The sequence below is a fragment of the Bacillus sp. JNUCC-21 genome, assembly GCF_041222765.1.
Taxonomy (GTDB): Bacteria; Bacillota; Bacilli; order Bacillales; family Bacillaceae; genus Bacillus; species Bacillus velezensis.
The window spans coordinates 1388154-1405339 of record NZ_CP166019.1 but is presented as its reverse complement, the minus strand read 5'-3'; the positions used below and the strand labels follow the sequence as shown (position 1 = coordinate 1405339).

General features: G+C 43.9%; 13 protein-coding genes and 3 pseudogenes. 9 read left to right on the top strand and 7 right to left on the bottom strand.

Translation table 11 applies throughout. The features are described from left to right. Positions 1–31 precede the first annotated feature (31 nt). Positions 32–528 (bottom strand): annotated as a pseudogene (locus tag JNUCC21_RS07425) (hypothetical protein). A gap of 164 nt (positions 529–692) precedes the next feature. Further along, positions 693–1457 (bottom strand): 2,4-dienoyl-CoA reductase, encoded by a 765-nt coding sequence (fadH, locus tag JNUCC21_RS07420; protein ID WP_015417368.1) that lies wholly within the window; start codon positions 1455–1457, stop codon positions 693–695. A 144-nt stretch (positions 1458–1601) separates the two neighbouring features. Here fadH and JNUCC21_RS07415 point away from each other — a divergent pair, with 144 nt between their 5' ends. The 4 genes from JNUCC21_RS07415 to JNUCC21_RS07400 all read left to right on the top strand — a co-directional run bounded on the left by JNUCC21_RS07415 (position 1602) and on the right by JNUCC21_RS07400 (position 4989). Further along, complete coding sequence (locus JNUCC21_RS07415; protein WP_072589039.1) at positions 1602–2465, top strand: metallophosphoesterase; 864 nt, start codon at positions 1602–1604, stop codon at positions 2463–2465. A gap of 74 nt (positions 2466–2539) precedes the next feature. Then, the gene (locus JNUCC21_RS07410; RefSeq protein WP_088462390.1) at positions 2540–3034 is read left to right on the top strand and encodes a L,D-transpeptidase family protein; all 495 of its coding nucleotides are present in this window, start codon (positions 2540–2542) and stop codon (positions 3032–3034) included. 75 nt (positions 3035–3109) lie between these two features. Continuing rightward, entirely contained in the window at positions 3110–4402 is a 1293-nt protein-coding gene (locus JNUCC21_RS07405) for an MFS transporter (protein ID WP_015239757.1), read from the top strand. Between the two features lie 122 nt (positions 4403–4524). Then, entirely contained in the window at positions 4525–4989 is a 465-nt protein-coding gene (locus tag JNUCC21_RS07400) for a YkyB family protein (protein WP_003154622.1), read from the top strand. A gap of 43 nt (positions 4990–5032) precedes the next feature. Here JNUCC21_RS07400 and cheV read toward each other — a convergent pair whose 3' ends face one another. Beyond that, positions 5033–5944 (bottom strand): chemotaxis protein CheV, encoded by a 912-nt coding sequence (cheV, locus tag JNUCC21_RS07395; RefSeq protein ID WP_007409609.1) that lies wholly within the window; start codon positions 5942–5944, stop codon positions 5033–5035. A gap of 188 nt (positions 5945–6132) precedes the next feature. On the opposite strand from cheV, the gene JNUCC21_RS07390 reads away from it, so the two are divergent. Together JNUCC21_RS07390 and JNUCC21_RS07385 are read left to right on the top strand one after the other, a co-directional pair. Continuing rightward, positions 6133–6294 (top strand): hypothetical protein, encoded by a 162-nt coding sequence (locus tag JNUCC21_RS07390; protein WP_007409608.1) that lies wholly within the window; start codon positions 6133–6135, stop codon positions 6292–6294. Positions 6295–6494: 200 nt separating this feature from the next. Next, positions 6495–7708: pseudogene (locus tag JNUCC21_RS07385) on the top strand (aminotransferase A). On the opposite strand, the gene JNUCC21_RS07380 reads toward JNUCC21_RS07385, so the two are convergent. Then, a complete protein-coding gene (locus JNUCC21_RS07380) occupies positions 7689–9509 on the bottom strand; it encodes a PAS domain-containing protein (protein WP_369878708.1) in 1821 nt (606 codons plus the stop codon). The pseudogene JNUCC21_RS07385 and the gene JNUCC21_RS07380 sit on opposite strands and share 20 nt — an antisense overlap. A gap of 177 nt (positions 9510–9686) precedes the next feature. Beyond that, the gene (locus JNUCC21_RS07375) at positions 9687–11819 is read right to left on the bottom strand and encodes a peptidoglycan D,D-transpeptidase FtsI family protein (RefSeq protein ID WP_369878707.1); all 2133 of its coding nucleotides are present in this window, start codon (positions 11817–11819) and stop codon (positions 9687–9689) included. Between the two features lie 336 nt (positions 11820–12155). Between JNUCC21_RS07375 and JNUCC21_RS07370 the strand changes: the two genes are divergently transcribed. The 3 genes and pseudogenes from JNUCC21_RS07370 to JNUCC21_RS07360 all read left to right on the top strand — a co-directional run bounded on the left by JNUCC21_RS07370 (position 12156) and on the right by JNUCC21_RS07360 (position 13699). Next, positions 12156–12932: a CAP domain-containing protein gene (locus JNUCC21_RS07370; RefSeq protein WP_014417601.1), complete on the top strand. Its 777-nt coding sequence runs from the start codon at positions 12156–12158 to the stop codon at positions 12930–12932. 36 nt (positions 12933–12968) lie between these two features. After that, a pseudogene (locus JNUCC21_RS07365) lies at positions 12969–13100 on the top strand (P-II family nitrogen regulator); the annotation flags it as partial. A gap of 206 nt (positions 13101–13306) precedes the next feature. Continuing rightward, positions 13307–13699 (top strand): hypothetical protein, encoded by a 393-nt coding sequence (locus tag JNUCC21_RS07360; protein ID WP_021493763.1) that lies wholly within the window; start codon positions 13307–13309, stop codon positions 13697–13699. 570 nt (positions 13700–14269) lie between these two features. Here the strand turns inward: JNUCC21_RS07360 and JNUCC21_RS07355 are convergent. Both JNUCC21_RS07355 and JNUCC21_RS07350 read right to left on the bottom strand, forming a co-directional pair. Continuing rightward, entirely contained in the window at positions 14270–15136 is an 867-nt protein-coding gene (locus tag JNUCC21_RS07355) for an NAD(P)-dependent oxidoreductase (RefSeq protein ID WP_369878706.1), read from the bottom strand. Between the two features lie 82 nt (positions 15137–15218). Then, the gene (locus tag JNUCC21_RS07350; RefSeq protein WP_015239751.1) at positions 15219–17186 is read right to left on the bottom strand and encodes a methyl-accepting chemotaxis protein; all 1968 of its coding nucleotides are present in this window, start codon (positions 17184–17186) and stop codon (positions 15219–15221) included.

Here is a 17186-nt window from a genome sequence, read left to right as displayed (position 1 = left end):
GGGACATTTTTAAGATCACTCTTCAGACCGGTTAATTAAGGACGTTATTCATTTGTTTCACAAGCACAAATAAAAGGATAAATATAAGAGCATTATAACCGGCATCTGTCCAAAAATAATGGCTCCAATCAGTGCTGTTAAATATCCAATCATCATCATGTTTCAACTGAAAGAAAGTTCCTTTTTTATCTAAAGTGCCACATGTAAGAGTTGTTAACCCGCCAACACTCTCGGAAACGTCAACTCCATACATTGAACCGGCATGATCAATATGATTTATTGGCATATACGTATAATCAGATAAAATCGTTCCGCCAGCTTGGTTGGCAGAGACACATATAATACAGCCGATGTATCGCCTCCGAGCCCACTCAAATACTCCCTGGTTTTAATAAATTTCGTTTCATCAGGAAAATCGATGTGAAATAGCTTTTCAAATCTGATTATTTCATCAGATGTAAGATTGGTATTTTGATAATACTCCGGAGTAAAAGCACAAATAATAAAGTACCAAATATTAAAGATGATAACGAAACTGCTTACAAATAGTACAACGAACCATTTTCATAATTTCTTCAATTAATCGCCCCTTAATCTTTCAAAATTATATCATAATTTTGAATAGAAAATAAAACAAGCGAACGGCGGCTTTAACGTTCGCTTGTTTTGCAAAATAATCAATATATGAAAAATTAAAACGGATAAGGATTCAGCCATTGCCCCCCGTCCATTGTGATACAGTCCCCGTTTATGTAGGACGCTTCATCAGATAGCAAAAACGCTGCCAACGCGGCGATTTCCTCCGGTGTGCCCAGCCGGCCGAGCGGCACACTGTTCATAGTGCGGGACACCGCTTTTTCCGATTCAAACAGCTTCTCCGCACCGCCTGTCCGTTCAATCGGGCCTGGGGCTATCGCGTTTGTGCGGATGCCGTATTTGCTCCCCCATTCAACGGCCAGCGTTCTTGTCAGTGACAATACCCCCGCTTTGGCTGCAGCGGAATGAACGACACCCGCTCCCGCTCCCCATGCGTATGTAGCGGCCATATTTAAGATGACGCCCTTCTGCTCCTGCTCGATCCAATGCCTTGCCGCTGCTTGGCTGCAGAAAAATGTGCCGTTTAAAACAATCTCAATAACAGCTTTCCATCCATTGGGCGTCAGCTTCTCTGCCGGGCAAATAAAGTTGCCGGCCGCATTGTTAATCAGCGCATCAAGCCGGCCAAAGACTTTTTTCGCTTCTGAAATCATGTCTGAAGCGGCGGAATCAGAACGGACATCCATTTGAAAACAGGCGACCTGCCCCTCAAAGGTCTCAATTTCTTTTTTTGTTTCCTCAAGTGCTTCATGGTTCCTCCCTGTCACCATGACGTGCCATCCTAATTCAGCCTGTTTTTTCGCCATTGCTTTTCCCATGCCGCTTGATCCGCCTGTAATGATTACCGCTTTCTTATCCATAACAAACCCACCCCTTTTTATTGAATGAATAATCATTCATAATTTTATCACAGATGTCTATCCGCGTCATTACATGCTGAGAAGGGATTTTTCAGCCAAGCTGATGATATAATAGAACAACTCTGACAAAGGTTGGTTTTACATATGGAGAAAATGACCAGAAGAACATTTTTAAAAAGAGGATTCGGCATTTTGGGTGCATCTCTCGCAATGGCTTGCGGAGGTTACGGCTATGCCCGGTATATTGAACCGCGCATGATTGAGATCACCCGGCATACAATCACCAGCCGCCTGATCCCCCGCGGCTTTGACAATTTTAAAATCGTTCAATTCAGCGATACACATCTCAGTGATGTGTTTACATCCGGTGACTTGAATAAAGCAGCGGAAAAGATCAATCAGCTGAAACCCGATCTGCTCATCTTTACGGGAGATTTAATTGATAAGCCGCATTTATTTAATGATCACCAGCATGCACTCGCCGTGCTGCAAAATCTTGAAGCTCCCTTCGGCAAACTTTGTGTTTACGGAAACCATGACCACGGAGGCTACGGTACGAACACGTACAAGGCTCTGATGGAAGCGGCTGATTTTCAAGTGCTTCGAAACGGCTACCGTCAGGTTCAGCTGACAGACGGAAGCCGGATTGAATTCGCGTTTTTGGATGATGTAATGCTCGGAAAACCAGATTATAAAGGCACCCTGTCACGCCTTTCCGAAGATGCGTTTTCCATTTTAATCGTCCACGAGCCTGATGCCGCTCTTAAGATAGGCGGATATCCCGTAAACCTCCAGCTGTCGGGACACACTCACGGCGGCCAGGTCCAGCTCCCGTTTTTCGGCCCTCTCATTACGCCTCCTTACGGAAAAACGTATACCGACGGCATGTATACGCTGCATGACACAGCCGTTTACGTCAATCGAGGGCTCGGTACGACAAGACTGCCGTATCGATTTTTAGCCAGACCGGAAATCACGCTGTTCACATTGAAAACCGAGCAAAAATAAGACTTTTATCCTGATGCACAGACACCCCCTCCGTAATATGTATATGGAAAAGAGCAAAAAGGAGGGTGATGAAACTGCTGACATATCAAGTGAAACAAGGAGAAACCATCTCAAGCATTGCGCAAGACTTCAGAATAAGCACTGCTGCTCTCCTTCAGGCAAATCCCTCAATCCAATCGGTCATATACGCGGGACAGCATATTATCATACCGAATCTTCCCGACCCATCCACCATTCCCTACTCCATCATCGTGTATATCGGAGCGAAGAAACTGGAGTTATACCGCCTTGGCAGGCTCATCCGTACGTATCCCATCGCAGTCGGAAAAATATTGACGACCACGCCGACCGGAGAATTTTACATCGTGAACCGCCAGCCTAAGCCCGGCGGCCCGTTCGGCGCTTATTGGCTCAGCCTCTCTAAAATTCATTACGGCATTCACGGAACAAATAATCCTTCCTCCATCGGCAAAGCGGTATCAAAAGGATGCATCCGGATGTATAATCAGGACGTCACTGAACTTGCCGCTACCGTTCCTAATGGAACAAGGGTGACTATTATAAGATAGAAAGATCTTATTTGTTAATGGAACGAGCTGATGATAATATATTACAGTGGGACCTCTAGGGTAAGGAGCGTGTTTATGGATATATTTAAAAATCGCAATTTTGTCCGTCTCTTTTTCGCAGCACTCGCTTCTCAAATGGGAACGACTGTAGGTAATATGGCTTTCGCTTTTTACTTGCTGGACCATTTTTCAAACCAGCCGGCATACACGACTTTGGCTGAGCTGATGTATTCACTGCCGACAGTTTTCGTATTTCTGATTGTCGGTGTCGCAGCTGACCGGCTTGACAGGAAAAAGGTCGCAGAGAATTGTGACTGGATCAGAGCCGGACTGACGATCGTATTGTTTGCCGCATTATACACCGGGAGCATCCCTCTCGTGTTCTGTATTTTGTTCATCAGAAGCGCCGTGACCAAGTTCTTTTTCCCGGCGGAAGCCAGCCTTGTACAAGCTATTCTGCCTAAGGAGCATTACGCGAAAGCGGCGGGACTTAACCAGATCCTGTTCAGCATCTTCATGGTATTCGGCGTCGGTATAGGCGCGTTTATGTATAAAACGATCGGTATTCACGGAGCCATTATCCTTGATTTTGTCAGCTTTATTGTATCAGGCTTTCTGATCCGCGCGTGCCGCATTCCGAAAGAAGCCCGTCAGCCGAATGGCCCTTTTAAATGGGGAGATTCGTTTCTGAAAGACTCGGTCGCTGATTTTAAGGAAGGGATCGTATATATTGTTAAAAACAAATTGCTTGCTTCCCTTATTTTCGGCTTTTTTATCTTTGGTTTTGTCAACGGCGGCTTTGCCGTACTGCCGATGTTTACGATGAAATACGGACTTGCGCCTGATCATTACGAATCACATACTTCCATCTTCACCGTCGCACTCGGCTTCGGCCTGCTTGCAGGAAGTGTGATCGGAACGATGATCGCAAAAAAAGTCAAACCGCATCATTTGATGTCGATTCCTATTTTGGCAGCCGGACTGCTCATTTTTGTCCTCGGCTATACGGATAAGCTGTGGATTTATTATGCGGCGGCTTTCGTCCTCGGCATGTGCATCGGCCCTGTCAATATCGCCATCGGCGGCTGGATGCCGAAAATCGTTCATCCGAAAATAATGGGCCGGGTCAGCGGCTGGCAGGATCCTTTTATGATGTTTGCCCAATCGATTACACTCGGACTGGTCGCCCTGTTATTTCCGAAATTCGTTACCAATATTGATTACCTTTATTACGGCATGGGAATCGTAATTTTAGCGGTATTTGTGTTCTATTTTATCGCTCTTCCGAAATACAGCGCCGAGGCAGCAGAGATCGATGTGCAGCAATCATTAAAGGCTGATTCTGAAAAACATGCGAAACCTGTCTAATAAAGGAAAAAGATGCGCCCTTTTCATCAGAAAAAGGCGTATTTTTATAATCAATATTTGCATTTCAACGCTAAAAAAGTATAATCTATATATGAACTTGATCAATGCAAAGGAGAGAAATAATGGACGACCACGCTTATTCGAAAGAGCTGCAGCCAACCATCGAGAATCTTTCAAAAGCTGTTTATACTGTGAACCGCCATGCAAAAACCGCCCCCAACCCTAAATACCTTTATCTGCTGAAAAAACGGGCATTACAAAAGCTTGTGAAAGAAGGCAAAGGGAAAAAAATAGGGCTTCACTTTTCAAATAATCCCAGGTTTAGCCAACAGCAGTCAGACGTACTTATCTCTATCGGAGACTACTATTTTCACATGCCTCCAACAAAAGAAGACTTCCAGCATCTTCCGCATTTAGGTACGTTAAATCAGTCGTACCGCAATCCTAAAGCACAAATGTCTTTGACAAAAGCGAAAAACGTATTGCAAAAATATGTGGGCTTAAAGGAAAAACCGCTTGCCGCCAACAGGCAGCAGCCCGCTTATCATAAACCCGTATTTAAAAAACTTGGTGAGAGTTATTTTTAATTCCGCCGCAAAAAAAGCCGATGCGTCATGCATCGGCTTTTTTCTATTCAATCACATACGTATCCACTTTTTTAATGAGCTCGCTGATTTCAGGCTTGCTGATCTGTTCATCCGCTCCGACTACTTCGCCCCGGTGGCGCAGGTCGTCCGTAATCAGGGACGAGAAAATCATAATCGGCACATCAGAGCTTTGCGGGTTATCCTTAAGGAGCTTCGTCAAACGGTGACCGTCCATTTTCGGCATCTCAATGTCACTGATAATCATGTCAATATGGTCTGACAGGTTTGCTCCGTTATCCGTCAGTTCCACGACGTAATCATACGCTTCTTTTCCGTTTTCAAACGTAACGATTTCACTGTACCCCGCCTCAGTCAGCTCATCCGTCAAAAGACGCATCAGAAGCGGCGAATCTTCAACGATGATCAGTTTTTTACCCGCCCGTCTTTCATCAAATCCTTCCTGATGGACATGATAAGTCTCAACTCCGGATGCCGATTCAATATCATAAATGATCTTTTCATAATCAGGCAGAAAGATCATCGTGTCTTCCAGTTTGATGATTCCCGTTAAGTGCCGCTCCATGCCCTGGTTCAGGGAAGTCGGCTTTTCAATCGCCTCCCAGGACACCCTGTGGATTTGTGAAACGGAACCGACGTGAAAGACGATTTTCCGCTTGTTGAATTCCGTTACGATATATTTATCGTCTTTTGCTCCTTCGGCATCAACGCCGAAAAAGGTATACAGACTGATGACGGGAAGAATTTCGCCTCTCAGCTTAATCATCCCTTCTACGTCTTTATGAGACTGAGGCACAGATGTGACATCTACCGGCTGAATGATTTCCCGGACTTTCATCACATTTATGCCAAATGTATTGACGCCTACTTCAAATTTGACGATTTCTAATTCGTTTGTGCCTGAATCCAATAAAATATCGTATTGTTGTAAAGACAATTCAATCCCTCGCTATCCGCATTCAGTATTGTACTGTATATATCGGCTGGAAACGGAAAAAGTGAATGTATTCGGGCCAACTGGCCATGAACTCTTTATAAAAAAATGCTTTTTTCTGATATCCCATTGACTTTTTGACATCGAGTGGTAAAATAGTCAAGGATTTTTCAGGAAGAAGGGTGTAATAAATGGGTACAGTAGTCATATTCGACCAAGATCAAATGACGGTGTTAGAAGATATCAGCAAAACGGCTTACCTGCAAATGAAAAAAGAGGCGAAAGAGCGTCCCGACAAGCCCGCTCCATACATCTTATGGCGGGAAGACGTCAGCTTTGAATACGGGTATTAATGACATTCGCCACATATCACAATAGATAGATCATGATACAATGAAGACAATCATTTCAGCTGGTTGTCTTATTTTTTTCTGAAAGAAGGTATGTTTTCACATATCGGACATATACTCGGGATAGTTCAATAAAAAGATGACAAATGCTCAGCTAGTGGTAAAATAGGAGAAACTCAATATATAGTATAAGGTGATGAATTATGGAACATTTGCTTAATCCGAATGTAAAAGAAATTGAAATTTCAGGAATTCGCAAATTCTCAAATCTTGTAGCTCAGCACGACAATGTCATTTCGCTTACGATCGGTCAGCCGGATTTCTTCACGCCGCACCATGTCAAAGCGGCTGCCAAAAAGGCAATCGACGAGAACGCAACGGCATATACTCCGAATGCAGGCGGCCTTGAGCTGAGACAGGCCGTACAGCTTTATATGAAGAAAAAAGCTGATTTGAATTATGAAGCTGAAACTGAAATCATCGTCACAACCGGGGCAAGCCAAGCGATTGACGCGTCTTTGCGGACGATTTTATCTCCGGGCGATGAAGTTATTCTCCCCGGACCGATATATCCGGGCTACGAACCGATCATCCGCATGTCGGGCGCCGTTCCGGTCCATGTGGATACGACGACACACGGATTTAAGCTGACGGCGCGGCTCATTGAAGAATCGCTGACACCAAAAACAAAATGCGTCATTCTTCCTTATCCGTCAAATCCGACCGGAGTGACATTGTCTGAGGAAGAGCTGCAAAACATCGCAGCCGTCCTGAAGGGCAGAAATGTTTTTGTCCTGTCTGATGAGATTTACAGCGAATTAACCTATGACAGACCGCATTATTCGATCGCGTCTTATTTGAGAGACCAGACGATCGTCATCAACGGCCTGTCAAAATCACACAGCATGACGGGCTGGAGAATCGGTTTCATTTTCGCACCGAAAGAAATTGCCAAGCACATCTTAAAAGTTCACCAATACAGTGTGACATGCGCGTCTTCAATCTCTCAGAAAGCGGCTCTTGAAGCGGTGACAAACGGTGTTGATGATGCGCTTATTATGAGAGAACAGTATAAAAAGCGGCTTGACTATGTATATGATCGTCTTGTTTCAATGGGGCTTGACGTCGTAAAGCCGTCAGGCGCATTTTATATCTTCCCTTCCATTAAGTCATTCGGAATGTCATCGTTTGATTTTAGTATGGCTCTTTTAGAGGATGCAGGTGTGGCTCTTGTGCCCGGCAGCTCGTTTTCAAAGTTGGGTGAAGGGTATGTGAGGCTGTCATTCGCATATTCACTGGATACATTGAGAGAAGGCTTGGACCGGCTGGAAGCATTTATTTTAAAAACGAGAGAATCCATGCAGACTATTTAAACAACGGCATAACGCCGTTGTTTTTTATTGTTTCGGGAATGTAATATGAAAGGCCGTGCCTCTATCCGGTTTGCTGTCTACTTGGATGGCTCCCTGATGGTTTTTAATAAGGTTGAATGTGACCATCAGCCCCAGGCCGGTTCCTTTTTCTTTCGTTGTCAAAAACGGTTCGCCTATTCGTTTCAGCACGTTTTCCGGTATCCCGTCACCCTCGTCTTTCACCGTCACATTAACGGAATACTCATCTTCTGTCATAAGAATGTGAACCGTTCCCCCATCCGGCATCGACTCAACGGCATTTTTAATCAGATTGATAAACACCTGTTTCAGCTGATTTTGATCACCGTTAATATACATGCTGTCATGTTCGTAATCCGTTTTGATAAAAATCCCTTTAAGATTTGCCTGCGTCTCTAAAAGAGCGGTCACTTCACTTATAATTTTCTTTAAGTTCACACGCTCTTTCACGGCGTTTTGCTGAGGTTTGGCAAGCATTAAAAGCTCACTTAAAATCAATTCGATTCTGCTCAGTTCAGAAAACACAATTTCAAAGTAATGTTCGTTTTCCCCCATCGTCGGCTTCATGAGCTGTAAAAATCCTTTGATCGCCGTCAGCGGATTGCGGATTTCGTGAGCGATTCCCGCCGCCAGCTGCCCTGCGATAGACAGCTTCTCCGACTTCAGCATTAATTCCTCCGTCTGCTTCCGCTCAGAAATATCACGCAGAATGACCTGCACGGCCGTTTCTCCGAAAAACGTCGTCGGAATGCAGACCATTTCCGTATAGATCAGCCGGTTTTTAAAGGTAAACCACGATTGCTTAATAATTTCTGACTCAGTCTTTCGGTTGATAATATTTTGGATCCGCTCTTTCACGCCGTCATGATCACAGGGATGAAGCTGATCATAGACGTTTTTCCCGATTAAATCTTCATATGTTTCAGCCTCAAACAGCGAAATGCCCGACTCATTCATGAATACCCATTTATCATTGTGAATCACGGCGATCGTATCAATTGAATTCTGAATGAGGAGCTGATAACGCTCTCTGCTTTTTTGCAGAATCGTTTGGAATTTTTTCCGTGAAGAAATATCAATCAGAAGCAGCAATTCCGCCCGCTGATTTTTATATGTCGTCGGTGCCGCCTTCACTTCTAAATGAACGGGCGTGCCGTCGAGCCTTCTCCACGTCTGTTCGATCATTCCGACTTCCATTCCTTTTTGCATCCGCACAATTCGGTTTTTCACAATGTCGTGATACTCTTCTTCAATAAACTCATAAGAGCGCCTGCCGATTACCTCGTCTTTGCTTTCGGCTCCCAGCATGGCAAGCATCGCGTTGTTGGCGTAGGCGATTGTGCCGTTGATGCTGACATATAAAGGATTCGGCAGCATTTCGACAAGACGCTCGAATTCGCCGTTTCCAGCCGCATCTTCCGACTGTTGTTCTGCCTTTTGCTTCTTTTGTTCATACATATAAGGCCGGCGGGGGGTCTTCTCCTCAAGCACCTTGATTTTGAGGATGATTTCCCGATCCGTCCCCTCCATTTGCGGTGTGACAATTTCCACACCCGCTTCAAGCCATACGATGGTATGATCTTTTTTAATAAGACGAAAGGTGCAAGGCATCAAATGATGCTCATTATAGAAGTAACTTTCAACCAAAAATTGATCTTCTTCATGCAGGAACGTTTTGAGAAATGACCCGATCATCTCTTCCTGAGAATAACTGAAGTACGATTTGCAGTTTGCAGAAATATACATAATACGCCCGTTAGACGTCAAAACGGCATGAAGATCGGTTTTCGATTGAAACTGTTTGACATGCTGAGTATCCTGTTCCACAGAATCCCTCCTTTGCATTATACTCGCACTGCAGGCTGGACACGGACTGATATAAAAAGAAATTCCACTAGATTGATTCGCTAAAAAATAAGCATTCTCCTTCTATTCTTATTGTGAACGTCAATTTTCCTGAATGAAAGAAAGGGCGCACGAGATGTTCGGCCGCCCTTTCATTTGTTATTTTTTATTGTATTTCTTTTCAAGTTCTTTGTAAGCGTCAATTGCTCCTTTGGCAATGTTTTTGCTGACGGGATCGTGATCATCCTGAACAGTCGGTACGACAACGCTGAATGCCACTCGTGGATGTTCTGACGGATAATAGCCGACAAAGGTCAGGTTATACGTGTCTTTCCCCCACCAGTTTTTGTTCGTGCCGTAATAGCGCGTCTGCGCGGTTCCCGTTTTTCCGGAAACATCAGCGCCGGAACCTTGGAATGTTGAATAAGCCGTTCCTTGAGGTGAGCTTGTGACCAATTTCATTCCTTTATGAACCTGATCAAAATCGCTCGGACTGTTATTTACTTTGTTCAAAATTTTAATATCTCGCTGTTCAATCGCTTTTCCAATCTTATTTTTGCTGTCCGGTTCATGAATGCTTGTGACGATCCGCGGCTGGACGCGATACCCGCCGTTTGCGATGGCTGAAATATATTGAGCCATTTGAAGCGGCGTATATGTATCAAACTGTCCGATCGCAAAGTCAAGCAGCAATCCCCCGACCATTTGCGGATTTGACTGCATGCCCGCTGATTCCTGCGGAAGATCAATCCCGGTCTTCACACCCAAACCGAATTGGGCGTAGTAATTGCGCATTTTTTTAATATCGTCTAATCCGGCAGGCAGCGTGCCGTACGGCCTGTAGGTAATGCCGGCTATATGCATGGCCACATGAAACATATATACGTTAGAACTTCTTTGCAGCGCGGTCAGCTCAGTAATGGCTCCCATTTGTGTCCACGATTGTTTTTTCGTTTTGCCTTTAAATACAAGCGGTGCATCGACAAACGTTTTATAATGCGGGAGGCCGCTTTGGTAACCCGCGAGAACAGTCGCTCCTTTAACAGAAGAGCCCATCTCATATTGGGTCGTAAATGATCCGATCGCAAAATCCTGGATTTTATTTGTTTCGAGATCGATGCGTTTCCCCGCCATTGAGAGAATATCCCCGTTGTTCGGGTCCATCATGACGGCAAATCCTCTGTCAACCATATAGTTGCCTGCGGCGCGGCTTCTTCTCAGCTCTTTTTCAATGACTTTTTCGACTTTCGACTGTAATTCCATATCGAGCGAGAGCTGCAGATCGTAGCCTCTGCTGCCTTCATCGACGGGCTTTTGGCTGACGACTTCACCTTTGCTGTTTTCCACATACTCTACTTTTTCTTTATGCGCGTTTAAATAGTCCTCATACTGATATTCGATGTAGCTTTTTCCCACCCGGTCATTCAGTGAGTAGCCTCTTGTGACATAGTAATCTTTCCGTTCGCCCAACAATCCCTGTTCCGGTGTCGTCACACCGCCGAACAGAGAGTACAGCGTTTTGTCGTATGGATATTTTCGCGTCCAGTCATTGATCACGTCAATGCCGGGGAGCTCTTTCAGGTGCTCGGATACGACGGAAACTTCTTCATATGTCAGATCGCTTTTTGGTTTTTGCTTGTTGTTTTCATGCTCGTCAAGCAATGAACCGCTGTTTCCGTTTCCGTTCAGCTTATTCGGGTCCATTGATTTGACGACTTGCGGCTGATAGGCGTTGCCGCTTGAAAAACGCGTATAAATCGCCGCAATTTGCAGCTCTTTTTTATCTTTTTTGATCGCATCAATCTCCTGCTTCGGAACGCGTTCAATCTGGCGTTTGTACACTTCTTGGGATTTCAGGCTGTTTTCTGAATCCTTCATAAGCTTTTCCGCCTTCTTCGGATGTGCGGCAAGCCAGTAATCAATGATATTTCGATCCTTCATAAATTCAGTATCAATATGAATCAGTGCGGCGAGATTTTTTGCCGTTTTCAATTTGTCCTTTGCCGAGGTTTTTGAGGTAGAAACGTATACAATTTCAGGCACAGCCTGGTTATCAACCGCCACCCTGTTCCGCTTGTCATACATCTTTCCCCGCGGTGTCGGATAATAGGCGGTTTTTGCATTTGCCTTCTCCGCATCCTGGCGGTGTTTATCCCCTTCGACAATCTGGACGATGCCGAGTTTAAAAATCAGTGCCGTAAAGAGAAGAAAAACAATCAAAAAATAGAGATTCATTCTCAGCGCTCTGTAACGTTTCGTTTTTTTCTTTGGTTCGCGCGCGACTTCAGCCACTTTCTGTTACACCTCTCAAATCATTGAATATATTTACATAAACAGATTTTAATTGTAACATTTTTGTAAAAGTTGTTACAGCGAAAACGGGTAAAAAAAACTGTCAAGATCAAATTATCTTAAAATATATCTAACACTTCAAATAATTTGAAGAGATGTAACGGATTTTAAAAAATAAATACAGATCGTTTTTCCCGGTATAGAGCCATTTTTCTGCGCTCAATTACAATTATGACAAGAGTTTGTTGTCAAAGGAAATGGCTGCCTGCATTATGACAAAAAAGCTGTGATAAGATTTTTCATGTAGAAAAAAACTTCTCTGGGAGGCTATTAACTATGAAAAAAGCATTTCTCTTATCTGCCGCCGCGGCAGTCAGTTTGATTACATTCGGAGGCATTCAGCAGGCATCTGCAAAAGAGCTGTCATGCCAGCACGTCGTTACCGTGAAAAAAGGAAACACCGTACAGCATCTGACTCTTCAAGAGGCTGTTGAAAAACTACATATGAAAACGAGCGTGAAAAAGCTGAACGTTAAAAATGAGAAAGAACTGACTCAGCTGCTGCAAAAACACGCAAAGCATTCTGACATGACAGTTAAAGATGTACAAAAAGAAACACCGGCAAAAACGGCTCCGGCTGCTGCTGAAAAACCTAAAGCCGATCAAAACCAGACGGCTGACAATGCAAAGCAGACAGATAACACAAACAACAGCAGCGAGAAAACTCCTTCATCAGTCAGTGCGTACGAAAAGAAAGTCGTTGAATTGACAAATGCAGAGAGACAAAAGCAAGGCTTAAAACCTCTGCAGATTGATGAAAAATTAAGCAAATCAGCTCACGCAAAATCACAAGATATGAAAGACAAAAACTATTTCGATCACCAAAGCCCTACTTACGGCTCACCTTTCGATATGATGAAGTCTTTCGGAATCACTTATAAAACTGCCGGTGAAAATATCGCCAAAGGACAGCCGACTCCTGAAGCTGTCGTTAAAGCTTGGATGAACAGTGAAGGCCACAGAAAGAACATCATGAATCCTGAGTTCACTCAAATCGGTGTCGGTTACGTAGAATCAGGAAACATCTGGACACAGCAATTCATCGGAAAATAAACAAAAAAGATTGCCCCGCGGGGCAATCTTTTGTCTATCGAAAAAGTGGCTGAGACGGCGCAAAAAGTGCTCAAAACCCGTGAACCCGGTGACGGCAAAATCTTAATTTTCGAAGTTCCCAATACAATCAACATCCGTACGGGCGAAGAAGGGCCTGACACTTTATAAATTTTGAAGCTCCCGGCACATAAGTGCTGGGAGCTTTTTTGTAAAATCTTAAACGTGATGATTAAATTGGTTTTGTTAGCCTTTGCTTCTTTAGTAATACTTTATTTAATAAAAAGTAGAATTTACCTATTTTCCGTTGAATATTTTTTCAAAATTTAGTAATATATTGAATGGGTTTCTAAATAAATGAAGAAAGGAAGTTTCAATTGAAAAAAATTGTAATGACACTATTCACAGTTGCTCTTTTGACATTCGGGATTTTCTCAAACAGTTCAGAAGCGTTAGCCATGACTTCAAAAGGAGCAATTAAATTCCAAACAGATGCTAATACTTACTCAAAACACGCTACTTCTATTGTCGTAACAGGTACTGTGCCTACAAAATATGAGGTGAACGAGGGTGTTAATGTTCTTCTTGTCAATAAAAAAAGAGATGTAGTCAAAGACATATATGTTAATGGCCGTAATATTCGCAGTTTTAAAGTGAGCTTTTTGACAAAAAATATTCCAGCAGGCAAGTATGATGTGGTGGTAGCATTGACTTGGGGAAATCAAACCCATAGAGGAGAACTGAAACACTATATTACTGTACAACATTAAAATTCATATTATTAACAAATGGGTTTAACGTTGATTTCATCTGGAATTCTCAAAAAACAACATGTAATGATGAAGTCTCTGAATCGAGGATGTTTTCGTAAATCTCTTGAATTTTTTACGATACATCCTCTTTTATTTTTCAGTTTTGCTAGAAGGCTAATCTGTAGAGTTTCAATTTCGGATGCCAAATTATTTGGTTTGAAAAAATTGTGGGAATACGAACTCGATTTATTGCTATGTACATTTGGGTTACTCGAATTCATAGTTGAATCAAACATGATACATCCTACTGTTGGAAAGTTGTATTAATCCTTATCATTATTCGGAAATCCCCCTTTTGATTTATAATAGACAGTCTGCGTCAAACAAACGAGGGGGATTTTCCAAATTATTCACAGTAGAGCATTATAAACGGATACACGTTAATACATTATCCTGCTAAGTTCCTGTCTTCATTAAAGGCTCTAAGAATACAAGGTTTGCAGATCATTATTTACAAAACACCATCAACAATACCGTAAGCCTTCTCTTCCTCGGCATCCATAAAATAGTCCGTTCGGGCAATCTTTTTTATTTCACCCAAAGCTTATAAATACTTTGAGTTCCGCTGTTGTCTTCACCTTGCGCGGAAAGCTTGTCGTATAATGATTTGGCAAGCGCCAATCCGGGCATCTCTTCTCCCATGAGCTCCGCTTCTTCTAGGGCGATGCCCATGTCTTTAATAAAGTGTTTCACGTAGAATCCCGGCGCAAAATCGCCTTTCAGCATACGGGGAGCGAGGTTGGTCAATGACCAGCTTCCGGCAGCTCCGGTTGTAATGCTTTTCAGTACTTGTTCCGGGTTCAGACCGGATTTTTCAGCGTAAGCCATCGCTTCAGCCACTCCGACCATTCCCGCTGCAATCGCGATCTGATTGCACATTTTCGTATGCTGGCCGCTGCCGGCCGGCCCTTGATACTGAATGTTTTCCCCCATAACGGAGAAAAGCGGCAGGCATGCTTCAAACGCTTCTTTTTCTCCTCCGGCCATAATGGCAAGCGTTCCGTTCCTCGCGCCGATGTCTCCGCCGGAAACGGGTGCATCCAAGGCGTGAATGGACTTTTCTTTGGCTTTCTCCGCTATTTTCTTCGCCAAAGACGGTTTTGATGTCGTCATGTCAATGACAAACGCCCCTTCTTTTGCATGACGGAGAATGCCGTTTTCGCCGAGATAGATTTCCTCGACATCACTCGGGTAGCCGACCATGGTAATAATAATGTCAGCTTTCTCTGAAAGGTCTTTGACCGTCTCCTGCCAGACCGCTCCCTTATTCAGAATCTCTTCCGCTTTTTGTTTCGTCCGCGTGTAGACTAAAACAGGATAGCCCGCTTCTAAAATGTGCGATGCCATACTGTTTCCCATGACGCCCAAACCGATAAATCCGACCGTTTTGTTCACTGCGCTTTCCTCCCCTGATGCGATTCATAGTATTTATTCTTTCATGTCTATATTACCATATTATAGGCTGATAGAGACCGCATTACAAAGTGAATTTAGAAATGGCGCTGATCAGATCTTCGCTTGCGCTCTTTAACATATCAGTCGATTGCTTCACTTTTTCAAGCGTAACGAGCTGTTCATCAGTAGAAGCATTCACTTCTTCCGCCGCTGCCGCAGATTCTTGAGAAATGGCGGAGATGCTTTGAATCGCTTCTTGAATCGCGGCTTGTTCTTCACTCATTTTTTGAATGTCATTGTAAATATGATCTATACCTTGAACGAGAGACTGCATTTCCGTCGTAATCAGATTGAGAACCTCACCCGTTTCATGAATGGCGCTGTTTTGTTCATCATTCATTCTGCTTGCCTCGATCATCGCGTGTGACGCTTCTTTTGTCTCTGATTGAATCAGCCGGACCGTCTCACTGATATGGCCGGAAGAAAGAGCTGATTGTTCAGCAAGCTTGCGGACTTCTTCCGCGACGACGGCAAAGCCCCGGCCGCTTTCTCCCGCTCTTGCGGCTTCAATGCTCGCATTCAGCGCCAAGAGGTTCGTCTGGTCTGAAATGGCGGATATTGCCGTCACGACTTCTTCTATGTTTTTCGTTTGTTCTTCCAGGTCATTCAGCATTGCCTCTACTTTTTTCGTTTCTGAATTGGCTTCGTTTGACTTCATCAGCAGCTGTCCGAGCGCGTCCAGTCCTTTGTAGCTGGCATCCTCTGAAGATTTTGAGAGTTGTTTTATGCTGCCCGCGCGATCTGCGATTCCTTTTATTTTGACTGAGAGATTTTCTGATTTTTCATTGATCGTCTCAACCTCTGACGCTTGCTCTGTCGCTCCGGCGGCGACTTCCTCTATCGCTTTTGCGATTTGTCCGCTCGTTTCATTTGTTTCTTGTGAAATGACGGTTAGCTGGTCAGATGTATCAGACACATTTTCTGAGGAGGCCTTAACCTGTTCGACCATCTCTTTCATATTTTCAACCATTTGGTTAAAGTCTTTTGTTAACTCGCCTACTTCATCTTTTGATTTCGTCTGGGCGCGGACGGTTAAATCTCCCGCTGAGACCGAGTTTGTTTTGGCGATCAGCTGCTGAATCGGCCCGGTTATCGTTTTTGCTAGGAAATAGCTGAGTCCGATCGTAATCACAAGGGCGATCAGTGACATAAAAATGCTCACCGTGTTCATTTTATCGGCTACTCCCATCAGCTGATCTTTTTCAAACTGCGTTCCGACTTTCCACCCTGTTTCTTTTACCGTTTGGTAGACGACCATGTTCCCCTGCAGCTCTTTGACACCTTCTTTATCCGTGGTGATGTCTTTTAACGTCTGATCTTCCGAAATATTTTTTCCCTGTTTTTCCGGATGCGCCAGAAGAGAGCCGTTTTCATCCGCCAAAAACGCAAATCCTTTATACGGTACCTTTTGCTCGTTGACCATGCTCTGAATGGAGGACAGCTTCAGATCTAAGCTCGCCACTCCGACGACGGTTCCGCTGTTTTGAATGGCTTTTGACGCCGTCACGATCATGTCTCCCGTCACTGCATCTTTATAAGGGTCAGTCCAGACAACCTTATCGGGTTTTTCAGCCGCCATCTTATACCACGTTCTATTTGTCGGATCATAGTCTTTGGCAAAGTCGGCCTTTGGATATGTAAACATTTGTTTGTTTGCGGTTCCGACGTACGCAAGCGCGACATATTTGTCATTCTGTCCGATCTGTTTTAACTCATCGTTAAAAAGCCGCGCGGTTTCTTTCTTCCCATCTGATAGAAAAGACCGGGACAATTCACCGCCTGCTAATCTCATTAATACGGTCTCATCATTTTTCAGCTGAAGCTCAATGTTCTGACCGAGTGAATTGGTGACATTCTCTGTCGTACGTTTTGCTTCCTCCGTCATCATCGGCTTTAATGTCAAATATGAAGAAACCGTTAAAAAAACAACCGTTACGATAAGCATTGCCGATACAAACACAGCAATTTTGATGTGCATTTTTTTAAACAT